At 74.0% G+C, this 15,036-nt stretch carries 13 protein-coding genes and 2 tRNA genes; 7 read left to right on the top strand and 8 right to left on the bottom strand.

The features are described from left to right. Positions 1–132 precede the first annotated feature (132 nt). The 5 genes from KVS67_RS04385 to KVS67_RS04405 all read left to right on the top strand — a co-directional run bounded on the left by KVS67_RS04385 (position 133) and on the right by KVS67_RS04405 (position 4,335). Positions 133–396 carry a hypothetical protein gene (locus tag KVS67_RS04385; protein WP_063190203.1) on the top strand — a complete coding sequence of 88 codons (264 nt, stop codon included), beginning with the start codon at positions 133–135 and terminating at the stop codon, positions 394–396. A gap of 78 nt (positions 397–474) precedes the next feature. Beyond that, the gene (locus tag KVS67_RS04390; protein ID WP_063190189.1) at positions 475–1,182 is read left to right on the top strand and encodes a response regulator transcription factor; all 708 of its coding nucleotides are present in this window, start codon (positions 475–477) and stop codon (positions 1,180–1,182) included. A 1-nt stretch (position 1,183) separates the two neighbouring features. Continuing rightward, positions 1,184–2,989 carry a HAMP domain-containing sensor histidine kinase gene (locus KVS67_RS04395; protein ID WP_063190188.1) on the top strand — a complete coding sequence of 602 codons (1,806 nt, stop codon included), beginning with the start codon at positions 1,184–1,186 and terminating at the stop codon, positions 2,987–2,989. Positions 2,990–3,044: 55 nt separating this feature from the next. Beyond that, positions 3,045–3,335 carry a WXG100 family type VII secretion target gene (locus KVS67_RS04400; RefSeq protein ID WP_010079419.1) on the top strand — a complete coding sequence of 97 codons (291 nt, stop codon included), beginning with the start codon at positions 3,045–3,047 and terminating at the stop codon, positions 3,333–3,335. A 67-nt stretch (positions 3,336–3,402) separates the two neighbouring features. Further along, positions 3,403–4,335: a DUF4031 domain-containing protein gene (locus KVS67_RS04405; protein WP_063190187.1), complete on the top strand. Its 933-nt coding sequence runs from the start codon at positions 3,403–3,405 to the stop codon at positions 4,333–4,335. Between the two features lie 109 nt (positions 4,336–4,444). Here KVS67_RS04405 and groL read toward each other — a convergent pair whose 3' ends face one another. The 3 genes from groL to KVS67_RS04420 all read right to left on the bottom strand — a co-directional run bounded on the left by groL (position 4,445) and on the right by KVS67_RS04420 (position 7,729). Continuing rightward, positions 4,445–6,076: a chaperonin GroEL gene (groL, locus tag KVS67_RS04410; RefSeq protein WP_063190186.1), complete on the bottom strand. Its 1,632-nt coding sequence runs from the start codon at positions 6,074–6,076 to the stop codon at positions 4,445–4,447. 318 nt (positions 6,077–6,394) lie between these two features. Next, positions 6,395–7,381: a LytR C-terminal domain-containing protein gene (locus KVS67_RS04415; protein ID WP_217564765.1), complete on the bottom strand. Its 987-nt coding sequence runs from the start codon at positions 7,379–7,381 to the stop codon at positions 6,395–6,397. A gap of 3 nt (positions 7,382–7,384) precedes the next feature. Beyond that, the gene (locus KVS67_RS04420; RefSeq protein ID WP_230282309.1) at positions 7,385–7,729 is read right to left on the bottom strand and encodes a DUF3263 domain-containing protein; all 345 of its coding nucleotides are present in this window, start codon (positions 7,727–7,729) and stop codon (positions 7,385–7,387) included. A 36-nt stretch (positions 7,730–7,765) separates the two neighbouring features. Between KVS67_RS04420 and KVS67_RS04425 the strand changes: the two genes are divergently transcribed. After that, on the top strand, positions 7,766–8,443 hold the full coding sequence (locus KVS67_RS04425; protein WP_036382484.1) for a uracil-DNA glycosylase: 678 nt from the start codon (positions 7,766–7,768) through the stop codon (positions 8,441–8,443). 13 nt (positions 8,444–8,456) lie between these two features. Here the strand turns inward: KVS67_RS04425 and KVS67_RS04430 are convergent, their stop codons facing one another. The 5 genes from KVS67_RS04430 to KVS67_RS04450 all read right to left on the bottom strand — a co-directional run bounded on the left by KVS67_RS04430 (position 8,457) and on the right by KVS67_RS04450 (position 13,616). Then, complete coding sequence (locus KVS67_RS04430) at positions 8,457–10,379, bottom strand: threonine/serine exporter ThrE family protein (RefSeq protein ID WP_063190212.1); 1,923 nt, start codon at positions 10,377–10,379, stop codon at positions 8,457–8,459. Between the two features lie 166 nt (positions 10,380–10,545). Continuing rightward, positions 10,546–10,619 (bottom strand) — tRNA-Val (locus KVS67_RS04435). A gap of 200 nt (positions 10,620–10,819) precedes the next feature. After that, on the bottom strand, positions 10,820–12,271 hold the full coding sequence (locus KVS67_RS04440) for a S8 family peptidase (RefSeq protein ID WP_231866357.1): 1,452 nt from the start codon (positions 12,269–12,271) through the stop codon (positions 10,820–10,822). A gap of 276 nt (positions 12,272–12,547) precedes the next feature. After that, a tRNA-Thr gene (locus tag KVS67_RS04445) sits at positions 12,548–12,624 on the bottom strand. Between the two features lie 119 nt (positions 12,625–12,743). Next, positions 12,744–13,616 (bottom strand): thioredoxin domain-containing protein, encoded by an 873-nt coding sequence (locus KVS67_RS04450; RefSeq protein ID WP_063190213.1) that lies wholly within the window; start codon positions 13,614–13,616, stop codon positions 12,744–12,746. Positions 13,617–13,723: 107 nt separating this feature from the next. On the opposite strand from KVS67_RS04450, the gene KVS67_RS04455 reads away from it, so the two are divergent. Then, positions 13,724–15,025 (top strand): DUF4032 domain-containing protein, encoded by a 1,302-nt coding sequence (locus tag KVS67_RS04455; RefSeq protein ID WP_217564766.1) that lies wholly within the window; start codon positions 13,724–13,726, stop codon positions 15,023–15,025. The last annotated feature ends 11 nt before the right edge of the window (positions 15,026–15,036 follow it).

A 15,036-nucleotide genomic window follows, 5' to 3' on the forward strand; every position in this document is an offset into this window, starting at 1 on the left:
CGGCGGGGTCCGGCACCGGCGTGGCGGTGCGCCGCGGCATCGGTGGGACCAGCCTGGCCGTGCGCCCGGAGGGGACGGCGGAGGACGTGGTCGTCAATGACCTCCCAGGATAGCCCGACTAGAGTGGCGGGCATGCCTCGGACCTCCACCCTCCCCGCCTCCGCGCCCGCCGCCGACCCCGCCGATCACCGGGGCGGTCGTGGCGTCGTCCTGGTGCTGGGCGTGGCCGTGACGGCGGTGTCCGCTCTGGCCCTGGTGGCCCTGCTGGTCGCGTACTTCCTGGCGTGGCCGGCGTCCCCGGCGCTGTTCGCGCTCGCGCTGTTCGGCCTGCCCGTCGGCTTCGGCCTGATGCTGCTGCACGTCGTGCTGGGCGCCGTCCGGCGCTCGCGCCGCTGAGGCGCCGAGCCCAAGACGCCCCGCGACATCCAGCGCCCTTTCAGGGTGTTCCCAGGTCGGAGCGGTTGACTGGGTCCCATGCAGCCTCAGAACCCCGAAGCACGCCTCCTGGTGGTGGACGACGAGCCCAACATCCGCGAGCTGCTCTCCACATCCCTGCGCTACGCCGGCTTCGAGGTCACGGCCGCGGCCAACGGCCGGGAGGCCCTGGACGCCGCCGAGGAGTTCCAGCCGGACCTGGCCGTGCTGGACGTGATGCTCCCGGACATGGACGGCTTCACCGTGACCCGCCGCCTGCGCTCCGCCGGCCGTCACTTCCCCGTCGTGTTCCTCACCGCGCGGGACGGCACCGAGGACAAGATCACCGGCCTGACGGTCGGCGGCGACGACTACGTGACCAAGCCGTTCTCCCTCGACGAGGTGGTCGCCCGCATCCGCGCCGTGCTGCGCCGCACCGCCTCCCTCGACGACGACGCGGCGGTGCTGCGCGTGGACGACCTCGAGCTCGACGACGACGCGCACGAGGTCCGCCGCGGCGGCGAGGTCGTGGACCTCTCCCCCACCGAGTTCAAGCTGCTGCGCTACCTCATGATGAACCCGAACCGGGTGCTCTCGAAGGCCCAGATCCTGGACCACGTGTGGGAGTACGACTTCAACGGGGACGCCTCGATCGTCGAGTCCTACATCTCCTACCTGCGCCGCAAGATCGACGTCGGCGGCCGCGAGAAGATGATCCACACCAAGCGCGGCGTCGGCTACATGCTCCGCACCGCGGACAAGCGCTGACGTGCGTGCGCGGCTCGACGCCGCGGCGGCCCACGTCCGCCATCCGCGCGCCTGGCTGAGGGGCACGTGGCAGGGGCAGTCCCTGCGCACCAAGCTGGTCGTGATGATCGCGGCGCTCATGCTGGCCCTGGTCGCCGTCACCGCCCTGGCGACCGCGGCGCTGTTCCGCCAGGAGGCGGTGCGCCAGCTGGACGAGGACATGGCCGCCAACCGGGACACCGTCTCGATGTACCTGGCCAACGTCGCCCAGACCGGTGAGTACTACATGCCGCAGCTGCCCATCCTGCGCTTCTACGGCGTCGTGTGGGACAACGAGGGCGCGCGGGTCGTCCAGACCCCGGTGATGCCGGACGCGGACGAGCCGGCCCTGCCGGACATCACCCCGGCCGAGGCCCTCGAGCGCGGCTCCGCCTCCTTCGAGGTGCCCGGCACACAGCCGGACTCGAGCGGCTGGCGCGTGCAGCTGTACGGGCTCAGCAGCGGCGACGGCACCATGGCCGTGGCCCTGCCCCTGCAGAGCGTGACCTCCTCCGTCGAGCGCGTCACCTCAATCGTCGTGACCATCGGCCTGCTCGCGACGGCGGGCACCGTGATCGTGGCCAACCTGGCGGTCCAGCGCGCGTTCCGCACCCTGAACCGCGTGGAGCGCACCGCCGCCAAGATCGCCGCCGGCGACCTGAGCCAGCGCGTGGAGAGCGCGGCGCCCGACACCGAGGTGGGCCGGCTCTCCCGCTCCCTCAACGCCATGCTCGCGCACATCGAGTCCGCGTTCCGGGACAAGGAGATCTCCGAGGACAAGATGCGCCGATTCGTGCAGGACGCCTCCCACGAGCTGCGCACCCCCCTGGTCACCATCCGCGGATTCTCCGAGCTGTACCGGCACGGCGGGCTGCGCGAGGAGGAGGACGTCGCCGCCGCCATGCAGCGCATCGAGTCCGAGGCCACCCGCATGACCCGCCTCGTGGAGGACCTGCTCACCCTGGCCCGCCTCGACGAGCAGCGCCCCCTCGAGCACGCCCCGGTGGACCTGCTCATCCTCGCGATGGACTCCATGATGGACGCCTCCGTGAACGCCCCGGACCGCAAGGTCACCCTCGTGGGCCCCGACGGCGACCGGGCGGCCCCGGCGCCCATCCTCGGCGACGAGAACCGGATGCGCCAGGTGGTGGTGAACCTCATGGCCAACGCCCTGCGCTACACCCCCGCCGGCACCCCCATCGAGATCGCGGTCGGCACCGTCGACCACCTCGGCGGCCAGGCCGGGGCGGACGGCGCGGGCCGCAGCTCCGTGATCGAGATCCGTGACCACGGGCCGGGCGTGTCCGAGGAGGACCGCGCCCGCATCTTCGAGCGGTTCTACCGCGCGGACACCTCCCGGCACCGCGAGACGGGCGGCACGGGGCTCGGCCTGGCCATCGTCGCGGCGATCGTGGCCCAGCACGGCGGCTCCGTCCGGCTGCTGGAGACCGAGGGCGGCGGCGCCACCTTCTCCGTCCACCTGCCGTGGGCGCCGTTCGAGGACGAGGCGGACGAGGACGTCGAGGACGAGCGCCCGTCCGCACGGGACACCGACGACGACGCGGCCGGTCCGCCCAGCGGCCCCCTCGCCCTGACCGCGCCGTCAGGAGCCGGCGCCAGCGCCGCGGACGCCGCCCGGAGCAGCCGCCTGCTGCGGGCGGCGGAGCGGTTCCGTCGTGCCTCGGCCGAGCGCCGCCGTCGGGCTTCTGCTCCTGCACAGGCGCCCGAGGCCAGCGTCCCGTCCCCAGGCGAGGACGACCCGGCGGCCGGGCGCGACGCGCGTCCCTAGCGTGGTGCCCGGCGGCACCCGCCGCCCATCAGCACTCATCAGAGGGGACAGTCACATGAGCATCGTGCAGATCGACGTCGAGGACCTGCGGGCCAAGAGCGGGGCGGTGGAGGGCTCCATCGGCCGCCTCCAGGCGGAGGTGAGCACCATGGAGGCCAACCTGCGCCAGCTGCAGGACACCTGGCGCGGCCAGGCGGCCGCGAACTTCCAGGGCGTGCTCACCGAGTGGCGCGCCACCCAGCAGCGCGTGGAGGAGTCCCTGGCGGGCATCCGCCGCGCGATGGACGCCGCCGCCACCCAGTACCAGGACGCCGAGACCGCCAACGCCGCGATGTTCCGGTTCTGAGCGCCCGGAACGGTCCGGGGTGCGGCCGGCCGGCCGCGCCCCGGTCCGTGCTTCCTAGAGTGGGGGCATGACCGTCCTGATCGACCCGCCCGCGTGGCCCGCCCACGGCACCGTGTTCTCCCACCTCGTCTCCGATGCCTCCCTCGAGGAGCTCCACGCGTTCGCGCGGGCGGCGGGGCTCTCGGAGCGGGCCTTCGACCGGGACCACTACGACGTGCCCGCGCACCGACGTGCCGAGCTCGTGGCCCGCGGGGCGGTGCCCGTCACCGGACGGGAGCTGGTGCGCCGGCTCGCCGCCTCGGGGCTGCGCGTGCCCGCCCGGAGCCGCGCCGAGAAGCGGGACGTGGTCCTCGCCCGACGCTGGGCGCGGCTGTTCGAGGGCACGGCGGCGAGCCCGGACGCGGTGACGACGGCGGGACACGACCTGCTGGCCCGCTGGGCGGAGCCGCATCGGCACTACCACGACCCGGCCCACCTGCTCGCGGTGCTCGAGTCCGTGGACCTGCTCGAGCGGGCGGGGGCAGAGACCGGGACGGATCCGCGGGCGGTCCGCCTGGCCGCGTGGTTCCACGACGCCGTCTACGCCGGGGACCCCACCGCGCCCGCCGGCCAGGACGAGGCGGACTCGGCCGCCCTGGCCCGGGACGTGCTCACCGCTCCGCGGCTGGCCGTGCCGGCCGACGTCGTCGACGAGGTGGCGCGCCTCGTGCTGCTCACCGCCGCCCACGACCCCGCCCCGCACGACGCGGCCGGGGCGGTGCTCTCGGACGCGGACCTCGAGGTCCTCGGCCGCTCCCCCGAGGCCTACGCCCGCTACGTGGCCGCGGTGCGGCGGGACTACGCGCACGTGTCCGACGCGGACTGGGTCCGCGGTCGCAGCAAGGTGCTGGACGCCCTGCTGGACGCCGAGCGGCTGTATCGGACCGCGCCCGGCCGAGCACGCTGGGAGGCCGCCGCCCGCCGCAACCTGGCGGCGGAACGGGCCGCGCTGTCGGCCTGAGCGGGGCGCCCCGGTGCTGACCCGGGACGCGGCGAGGCCCGCCTCCCGGGCGGGGAGGCGGGCCTCGCAGGCTGGGCGCCCGAACGGGCCGGGCCGGCTCAGCGGCTGATCACATCATGCCGCCCATGCCGCCCATCGGGTCCATGCCCTCGGCGCCGGCGGCGGCCTTCTCGGGCTTGTCCGCGACGACGGCCTCGGTGGTCAGGAACAGGCCCGCGATGGACGCGGCGTTCTGCAGGGCCGAGCGGGTCACCTTCACCGGGTCGTTGATGCCGGCGGCCAGCAGGTCCTCGTACTCGCCGGTGGCGGCGTTCAGGCCGTGGCCGTCGTCGAGGGTCTTGACCTTGTCGGCCACGACGCCGGGCTCCAGGCCGGCGTTGAGGGCGATCTGCTTCAGCGGGGCCTCGATGGCGACCTTGACGATGTTCGCGCCGGTGGCCTCGTCGCCCTCGAGCTGCAGGCCGCCGAACGCCTTGGCGCCGGCCTGGATCAGGGCGACGCCGCCGCCGGCGACGATGCCCTCCTCCACCGCGGCCTTGGCGTTGCGCACGGCGTCCTCGATGCGGTGCTTGCGCTCCTTGAGCTCCACCTCGGTGGCCGCGCCGGCCTTGATGACGGCCACGCCGCCGGCCAGCTTGGCGAGGCGCTCCTGCAGCTTCTCGCGGTCGTAGTCCGAGTCGGTGTTCTCGATCTCGGAGCGGATCTGGGCCACGCGGCCGGCGATCTGCTCGGCGTCGCCGGCGCCCTCCACGATGGTGGTCTCGTCCTTGGTGATGACCACCTTGCGGGCGGTGCCCAGCAGGTCGAGGGTCGCGTTCTCCAGGGACAGGCCCACCTCGGAGGAGATGACCTGGCCGCCGGTGAGGATGGCGATGTCGGCGAGCATGGCCTTGCGGCGGTCGCCGAAGCCCGGGGCCTTCACGGCCACGGACTTGAAGGTACCGCGGATCTTGTTGACCACGAGGGTGGCCAGGGCCTCGCCCTCGACGTCCTCGGCGATGATCAGCAGCGGCTTGCCCGACTGCATGACCTTCTCGAGGATCGCCACCATGTCCTTCACGGAGGAGATCTTCGAGTTGACGATGAGGATGTAGGGATCCTCGAGGACGGCCTCCTGGCGGTCCGCGTCGGTCACGAAGTAACCGGAGATGTAGCCCTTGTCGAAGCGCATGCCCTCGGTGAGCTCGAGCTCGAGGCCGAAGGTGTTGGACTCCTCGACGGTGATGACGCCCTCCTTGCCGACCTTGTCCAGGGCCTCGGCGATGAGGGAGCCGATCTGCTTGTCCGCGGCGGAGATCGAGGCGGTGGCCGCGATCTGGTCCTTGGTCTCGATCTCGCGGGAGGCGGAGAGCAGCTCGGAGGTGACGGCCTCCACGGCCTTCTCGATGCCGCGCTTCAGCGACAGCGGGTCGGCGCCCGCGGCCACGTTGCGCAGGCCCTCGCGGACCAGCGCCTGGGCCAGCACGGTGGCGGTGGTGGTGCCGTCGCCGGCGACGTCGTCGGTCTTCTTGGCGACCTCCTTGACGAGCTCCGCGCCGATCTTCTCGTACGGGTCCTCGAGCTCGATCTCCTTGGCGATGGAGACGCCGTCGTTGGTGATGGTGGGAGCGCCCCACTTCTTCTCCAGCACCACGTTGCGGCCGCGGGGGCCGAGGGTCACCTTCACGGCGTCGGCCAGGGTGTTCAGGCCCTTCTCCAGGCCGCGGCGGGCCTCTTCGTCGAATGCGATGGTCTTGGCCATGTGCAGGTCCTTTCTGGACGTCGGCTTCCTACTGCTGGTGGCTGACCCGCGCCGATGCCCGCGACGGACGGCCCCTGGGGGCCTCACCGGTGGACAGGTCCTCCTCCACGGCGCCGGACCGGCCGGGGTACGGCTGGCAGTCGCGCCTTCGGAGTGCTAACCCCATTATGAGCACTCGCACCGGGAGAGTGCAAAAGGTCTGCGGTGCGGGGCCCGCCCTTCCGCGGACGGCGGACGGCCCCCGGCAGAACGCCTCGGAAGGCGCCCCGCCGGGGGCCGGAAAGGGCGCGCGGCCGACACGGCCGCACGACGGGCGGATCAGCCGGTGACGACCACCGCGACGCCGTTCACCTGCAGGTTCGGGGTCTGCATGACCGGGAAGCCGAGCTCCTTGCCGACCGCCTCGGCGGCGGCCTTGTTGGCCGAGCCGTTGTACAGGACGGTGGAGGACTGGATGCCGTAGCCGCTCCAGTTCTTCGCGTCCACCGAGGTGTAGCCGGCGCCCGTGAGCCGCTGCGCGTAGGAGGCGGCGAGGCCCTGGGTGCGGGTCGCGTTGTACACGGTGACGTGGGTGCCGCGCACGGCCGCGGACTGCGCGGCTGCACGAGAGCTCGACGCGGCCGCAGACTGCGCGGCCGCACGAGAGCTCGACGCGGCCGCAGACTGCGCGGCCGCACGGGAGCTCGACGCGGCCGCGGACTGCGAGCGCGAGGCCTCCGCCGCGGCGGCCGAACGGGACGCGGCGGCGCGCGAGGACTCCGCCGCCTGGACGGCCGCCGCCGACCGGGACGCCTCTGCGGACTGCGCGGCGGCCTCGGAACGCGAGGCCTCCGCCGCCTGTGCCTCCGCGGCGGCCCGGGACGACGCGGCAGCCTGGGACGACTCGGCGGCCTCGGCGGCAGCCGCCTCCTGCGCCGCCCGCGAGGACTCGGCCGCGGCCGCGGAACGGGACGCCTCCGCCGCGTCCTCGGACGGGGTGGCGGACTCGGTCGCGGACGCAGTCGACGCCGACGCGGAGGACGCCGAGGAGGACACGGACGACGCCGACGTCGACGGCGCGGCAGCCGGGGCCGTCGTCGAGCTCTCGGCGGCGACGGGCTCGGAGCGGTCGCCGGTGAGCCACGGCAGGACGACGCCCACGAACAGGCCGGCGAGCAGGACGAGGCCGGCCACCCAGAGCAGCGGGCTCAGGCGGCGACCCCCGCCCGCGGCGGTCGCGCCGGCAGCGGCGAAGGACTCGCGGTGCGCGCCGCGCTGGTCCGTGTACTCGGGGACCTCGTCGAAGCGGTCGGGCTGGTAGGCCATGGGTCAGTTCTCCTGGCGGGAAGCGGGCGTGGACGGCGCCGGATCCGCGGGTCCCCTCCGGGCCCGGCTGCGGGTGCCGCGCTTGCGCAGCAGCCGCGTGACCAGCAGGGGTCGGTAGGCCAGGGCGGCCTCACGGTCCAGCAATCCGTTCAACACCTGATAATAGGCGGTCGGAGACAGCCCCAGACGCTCTCGGACGGCGTGGTCCTTGGCCCCGCCGTACCGCCAGGTGGCGGCCTCCAGGTCCAGGACCGCACGCTCCAGGTCCGTCAGCTCGTCCCGTCGCGCACGCGCGCGGGCACCCTCCTCCGGGGCCGGATCGGGCGAGACGGGCGTGGGGTGGGACATGGCGGCCACTGTACCCACCCGGTCTACCCTCGGGGCATGGAGTTCATCGCGCCCCTGGATCCGGGCTGGGAGGCGGCCCTCGCCCCGCAGGCCGCCGCGTTCGAGCAGGTCGGCGAGGCCCTGCGTGCCCGCCGGGCGGCCGGAGAGCAGGTGCTGCCGGCGCCGGAGCACATCCTGCGGGCGTTCCGTCAGCCGTTCGCGGACGTCCGCGTCCTCGTGCTGGGCCAGGACCCCTACCCGACGCCGGGCCATCCGATCGGCCTGAGCTTCGCGGTGGACCGCCACGTGCGGCCGCTGCCCCGCTCCCTGGCCAACATCCACCGGGAGCTGCACGACGACCTCGGCATCACCCCGCCCGCCCACGGGGACCTCTCCGCGTGGACGGACCAGGGCGTGCTGCTGCTGAACCGCGCCCTCAGCGTGCGGGCCGGCGCACCCGGCAGCCACCGCGGCCTCGGCTGGGAGCAGATCACGGAGGCCGCGGTGCGGGCCCTCTGCGCGCGCGGCACCCCGCTCGTGGGGCTGCTGTGGGGAGCCGACGCGCGGCGCATGGCGCCGCTGCTGACGGCGGCGGGGGCCGGCGTCGTGGAGTCCCCGCATCCCTCGCCCCTGAGCGCCCACCGCGGGTTCTTCGGCTCCCGGCCGTTCAGCCGGGTGAACCGGCTCCTCGAGGCGGCCGGCGCGGCCCCGGTGGACTGGCGCCTGCCCGACTGAGCCGGGCCGCCGGTCAGCCGCGCTGGTGCATCACGAGTTCGGTGGGCAGCAGCGTGCCCATCCGGTCGGTGATCGGCTTGGCCAGGGTGTTGCCGAAGGCGACGCCGGCCGCGATCGCCACGACGATGACCGCGGCGTTGAACAGTCCCTCGACGCCCAGCAGCGTGGCCCCGGTCTCCACGGTGAACCCGTAGACGGACCGGAACATGGTGAGTCCGGGAAGCAGGAACAGCATGGACGGCAGGACGATCACGAGCGCCGGGGCCGCGAGCCGCTGGGCCACCAGGCGGCCGAGGAACCCGACCGCCGCCGCGGCGACCGCGGGCACCAGCCGGTCGCTGACCCCGATCTGCTGCGCCGCCAGGTACGCGCCGAAGCCGGCCCCGGACACGAGACCGCAGGCCAGGATCTGGGGCCACCGCGACTGCTCCACCACCGCGTCCGCCATGCCCGCGGCCATCACGAGGCCCAGCAGCAGCAGCGGCGGATAGCTCAGCGTCCCCGCCTCGGCCAGGTCCAGCTGTTCGAATCCCAGGAGATCCCCGATGCCCACGGCGATCATGATCCCGGCCATCACGCCGGCGAACACGAGCAGCGCGGAGAGGAAGCGGCCCGCGGCGGTCACCGGGAAGCCGTGGATGGCGTCCTGCACCGCGGTGACGAACCTCGCCGTGGGCAGGAGCATCATGATGCCGCCGGCGATCACCAGCGCCGGGTTGACCGGCAGGTCGAGGGCGTGGGCCATCAGCGCGATCACCGTGGCCGTGATCGCCCCGAACATCGTGGAGAAGATCTCCGGGAAGCGCGCCTTGTCCGCCTGGACCTTGAGCCAGAAGACCAGCCAGGTGGAGACCATGCCCAGGGCCGCGCCCGTCCAGGTCCCCCCGATGAACGGCACGAAGCAGGCCACGAACACGCCGGAGAAGAGGACCTCGAAGACGGCGGGGAACGGCTTGGGCTGATGCCGGATCTCCACGAGCCGGCGCTGGGCCTCGGCCCGGTCCACCTCGCCCGCGGCGATCTCCTCGACGAGCCGGTGGACGGCCACGAGCCCCTCGAAGTTCACCGAGGCCGAGCGGACCACCCGCTGGAGGGTGAACGGGGCCTCGCCGCGTGAGGAGTCGGGCGCGTAGTTCAGGGAGATGGACTGGTTGGTCAGGTCCACCTCGGTCTCGAGGATCCCGTAGGCCTGCGTGGCCACGATGATCGAGGTCTCCACGTCCAGCGAGGCCGCCCCGAAGCTGAACATCGTCTCGCCCAGCTTGAGCGCGAAGTCCAGGGTGGTGCGGGCCTCGAGGGCCTGCGCCTCCGCGCGGCGCTGCTGCAGCGTGGAGCGCATGCGGCGCCCATACGGCGAGGAGTGCAGGCGGTCGGCCAGCACGAGCGCCTGCGTCGGCAGGTTCTCGACGAAGACCTCACGGGAGCGCCGGCCCCGCCGACGCCCGCGCTTCTCGGGCGGGCCCACGGGGACCACCGGGTCCGGGACGGTGACGTCCGGCGCGGGGATCACATCCGGGGCGGGCAGGGCGCCGTCGGCCTCCGCGGGCGCCAGGACGGAGGTGGGCACCTGCTCGGACAGCGGCGGCTCGGTCAGGGGCGCGTCCGCGGCCGGCTCCGGCAGCGTCTCCGCCTCCGGCTCGGCCGATTCCTCCGGCTCCGGCGCCGGCGTCGAGACCGGATCGGCGGCGGCGGGGCGGACCACGGGCGGCAGCGGCTCGGTCGGCTCGACGGCGACCGCGGCCGCGGCCGGGTGGGCCGACTCCGCCGGGTCGAGGTCGAGCAGGCCGGGGTCCTCCGGGTCGATCGCGAGGTCGCCGACAGCGGCGGCGTCCTCGGCGCCGGCCGGGCGCAGCACGGGGATGAGCGTGGGGACGGCCGGGGGCTCCGCGATGTGGGGGTCGAACCGCGCCGGCTCCTGGGTGCCCTCCTGCTCCATGCGGCTCACCCTCTCCTTCCGTATGCGGGCGCTGGACGCGAGACGGCGGTGGGCCGAGCCCCGCCGACGCGTCCATCCAACCACGCCGACACCTCCCCCGCCGGGGCCTTCGGCACCGCGGCCCGGGGATGCGAAAGGGCCCTCCCGGAGGAGGGCCCTGCTGCGGTGGATCTTACTGGACTCGAACCAGCGACCTCTCGCGTGTGAAGCGAACGCTCTAACCAACTGAGCTAAAGATCCGGGCGTCGCCCCATGGGGGTGACAACTCGAAGAACGATACCTCAGGCGGCGTCGCCTGTCCACCCGGGCGACGGCCGCCCCGCGCACGGCGGAGCGGCCGTCGAGAGCCGACGAGCACGTCAGGCGTCGGTCAGCGTGGCGCCGGGCTCGAAACCGCCCTGGGCGACCAACGAGGCCCCGGCGCCCGGAGCGGGCCCCGGTCAGGAGCTGCCGCCGAGGGAGGAGACCGCCCTGGTGGCGTCCGCCAGACCGGCGCCGCAGCCTGCGTAGCAGGTCACCGGCATGGACCGGGCCGTGGACGTGAGGGTGGACTCGACCTGGGCCGGGGTGAGGCTCGGCCGCTCGGCCAGCAGCAGGGCGGCCAGGCCCGCGACGTGCGGGGTGGCCATCGAGGTGCCGTTGTAGGCGGCGTGGCCGGCCGTCGTCGGGGTGGTGGCGCCGTTGTTCACGGTCGAGATGATGTTCGCGCCCGGGGCGGTCACGTCCACGACGGAGCCGTAGTTCGAGAACGAAGCGCGGGCTCCCTGCGAGGTGGAGGCGGCCACCACGATGGTGTTCCGGCAGTTGGCCGGGCGCACGTTGGCGGCGGGCTGGTTCTCGTTGCCCGCCGCCACAACGACGGGCACGCCGCGGGAGACGGCCGCGTTGATCGCGTTCTGGTAGGTGGTGCCGCACATGCCGGAGCCGCCGAGGGACATGTTGATGACGTCCGCCGGGTTCGGGTTGGCCGGCACGCCCGCCACGGTGCCGCCGGCGGCCCACACGACCGCGTCGGCGATGTCGGACAGCGAACCGCCGCACTTGCCGAGCACGCGGATGGGCTGGATCTTCGCGTTCGGGGCCACACCGACGACGCCCTGGGAGTCGGCCACGGCCGCGACGGTGCCCGCCACGTGGGTGCCGTGCCACGAGGAGTCGGAGGCGCCGGTGGTGCCGCACTCGCCGGCGGCGTACCAGTCGCCCTCGTCGCGCGGGTTGGAGTCGCGGCCGCCGCCGTCGCGCGCCGCCCTGCCGTCGGAGATGAAGTCGTAGCCGGGCACGACGTTGCGGTCGAGGTCCGGGTGGGAGGTGATGCCGGTGTCGATGACGGCCACGGTCGCACCGGAGCCCGTCGTGCGGTCCCACGCCCCGGGGACCCGCATGCCGTGGGTGCCGGTGAAACCCCACTGCTGCGAGTAGAGGGCGTCCACGGGGCTCAGGCCGGTGGCGGTGAGGATGGCGTCCGGCTCCACGGCCTCGACCGCCCCGGAGGCCTTCAGGTCGGCCATGAACTTCGCGGACTCGGCCTGATCCAGCTTGCGGTCCGCCTTGACCACGCGGGAGCCGAGCGCGGTCTCACGCAGCTCCTTCACGGAGACGCCGGCCTCCTTCGCGGCCTTGCCCCAGGCGTTCGCGCGGCCCTTCGCGTGGGCGTTGGCGGCGGTCTCCTTGTAGGTGACGATGAAGGAGTCGTAGCCGTCGGCGTTCGGGTCCTCCACCTGCGCCGCCGCCAGGGGCGAGGCGGCGGTCGGGGTGGCTGCCGGTGCGGCGGGGGCGTCGCCGGAGGGGGCCGCGAGCGCGGGGGACGAGGTCAGGGTCCCGCCGGCGAGGACGGCGCCGGCCACGAGGGCGCCGATGCGGCGGCGGGTGCTGCGGGGTGGGGAGGACTGCACGGGATCTCCTCGGAGTTCTGGGCCACCGGACGCGGGTGCCCGAGGGGCTCGGGCCGGGGTGGCTGGGATCACGGTAAGGTCACGATTCCGTCACGACGAGGCCCAGGGTTGAAGTCTGGCGGATGGTCGAGGCATCTCTGGCGGATCCGCCAGCCGTACCTGGCGGATGGCCACGGGCGCGCACAGCGGCGCCCCAGCGTCGGCCCGCGCCGGACGCGACGACGGCGCCGCGCCCTCCCGGCGGAGGTGCGCGGCGCCGTCGGGCCCGCGGTGGGGTGGAGCCCCCTGCCGGATTCGAACCGGCGACCTGCTGTTTACAAGGCAGCTGCTCTGGCCAGCTGAGCTAAGGAGGCTTGCGGCCGGCGCCCGGGGCGCCGCGGCCGGCCCTTCCAGCGTACAAGGCCCGGGCGGACGGCGCGGGGCGCCCCCTGCGTGGGGACGCCCCGCGGACCTCGGCGACGGGTCAGCCGGGTCAGCCGGCGATCTTGGCGCCCGCCCAATCGGCGAAGGTCTTGTCCTCGCCGTCGAGGGCCCAGTTCTTCCCGTCCACGAACACGGTGGGGGTGCCGGCCACGCCGGCGACGCGCGCCTGGCGGGTGGTGTGCTCGACCGCGGAGCGGAACGTGCCGTCCTCGACGCAGGAGGCGATGTCCGCGCCGTGCTCCTGCGCGAGCTGCGTGATCGCCGCGTTGTCCAGGCCCTTGCCCTGGTGCTCGTCGTAGGTGGCGAACAGGGCGGCCACGAAGCCGTTGTAGGCCTCGGGCTTCTGGTCCGCCACGCAGTACGCGGCGTTGGCGGCGCGGGCCGAGTAGTTCTGGTTGTTCGGGGCGCTCAGGTAGTCCACCATCCGGTACTCGACCGTGGCCTCGCCCTGTTCGAGCCACTGCTCGATCTGGTCCGCGTTGGAGGTCTCGAAGTTCGCGCAGTGCACGCAGTTGAAGTCCGCGTAGAGCACGATCCGCGTCGGCTCGCCGTCCGCCCGGGCCTCGGTGTCCGGCAGGGTCTCGGGCTGGGAGCTCGCGGACTGCTTCGGCACCTCGATCCTCGAGGGGTCGACCTCGCGTTCTCCCGCGCCCTCCGCCAGGCCCGTGGCCGAGGTCAACTCGATGCCGCCCTGCTCGTTCGTCACGGCGGGGATGGGGCCGGCGGCCGCGGCGTCGTCGCCGTTGCGGTTGAGCACGAACGCGACGACGAGGCCGATCACGAGCACCGCCGCGAGGACCGAGCCCCAGATGACGCCGGTGCGGCGGCGGCGGTCCTTCCTGCGCTGCTCCTCCTGGATCTGGCGGGCACGCGCACGGGCGTCCTTCGCCGAGGTGTGCGAGCCTGACGTGTTCCGGGCCAAGGGTCCTCCTCGTGGGGCAGTCGGTCCGGGTCGAGCACCGGAGCCGGCGGGCAGCGGGCGCGCCGCGCCAGGCGAGCATAGCGGCCCTGTCTGGAAGGATCGTGACCATGGACACCGTCGAGACCCCCTCCCCCGTCGATCGACTGACCATCACGGGGGCCCCCTCGGGGGACGCCTCCGAGGACCCGGCGACGTCGCTGCTCGCCCTGCCCTGGGCGCTCCCCCTCGAGACGTGGCCGCGTGAGGTGCTGGCGGCCCTGCCGCGCGGCATCTCCCGTCACGTGGTGCGCTTCGCCCGCATGGGCGGGGGCATCGTGGCGGTGAAGGAGACCACGGAGGAGCTCGCGTTCCACGAGTACCGGCTGCTGCGCCGGCTCGAGCGGGGCCCGGCGCCGTCGGTGGTGCCGGTGGCCGTGGTCACCGGGCGCACCCACGACGACGGCACGCCGCTGCCCGCCGCCCTCGTCACCCGGCACCTGCGCTTCTCCCTGCCGTACCGCGCCGTGTTCTCGGAGCGCCTCGAGCGCCGCACCCTCGTGCGGCTCATGGACGCGCTGGCGACCCTGCTCGTGGAGCTGCACCTCGAGGGGTTCTTCTGGGGCGACGTCTCCCTGTCCAACGTCCTGTTCCGGCGCGACGCGGGCGGGTTCGCCGCCCACCTGGTGGACGCCGAGACCGGTGAGCTCCGGCAGCGGCTGTCCACCGGCCAGCGCGAGCACGACCTGGACGTGGCCGCCGTGAACGTGGGCGGCGAGCTGCTGGACCTGCAGGCCAGCGGGCTGCTGGACCCGGAGGTGGACCCCGTCACCACGCCGGACCTGCTCGTGGCCTCCTACCGCCGGCTGTGGGACGAGCTGACCGGCCCCCTGCTGTTCCCCCGCGCCGAGCCATGGCGCCTGGACCGCCGCGTCCGCCGCCTGCAGGAGCTCGGGTTCGAGCTGGCCGAGTACTCACTGCGCGCCGCCGACGCTCCCGGGATGATGATCGCCCGGCCCGTCGAGATCCACGCGGGCTACCACCGCCGTCGGCTGACCCGCCTCACGGGACTCGAGGTCCAGGAGAACCAGGCCCGCCGGCTGCTCGTGGACATCGAGGCCGCCCGCCGGGAGTGGGACCCGTACATGGACATCGAGGCTGCGGCGCACCGCTGGGTGGTGGAGGTGTTCGACCCCGTGGTCCGCTCGGTGCCCCTTGAGCTGCGAGCCAAGCTCGAGCCCGCCGAGGTGATGCACCAGCTCCTCGAGCACCGCTGGTACCTCTCCGAGGCCCGCGGCCAGGCCGTGCCCCTGCAGGAGGCGGTGGACTCCTACGTGGACACGGTGCTGCGGGCCCGCCGCGACGAGGACGCGGTGGCACTGCACCCCACGACCACCATGCTGCGCGCCGTCCCGCCCGCGGACGCGGACTGAGCCCGGACGCG

Source organism: Micrococcus sp. GbtcB5, from assembly GCF_019091605.1.
Lineage (GTDB): Bacteria > Actinomycetota > Actinomycetes > Actinomycetales > Micrococcaceae > Micrococcus > Micrococcus luteus.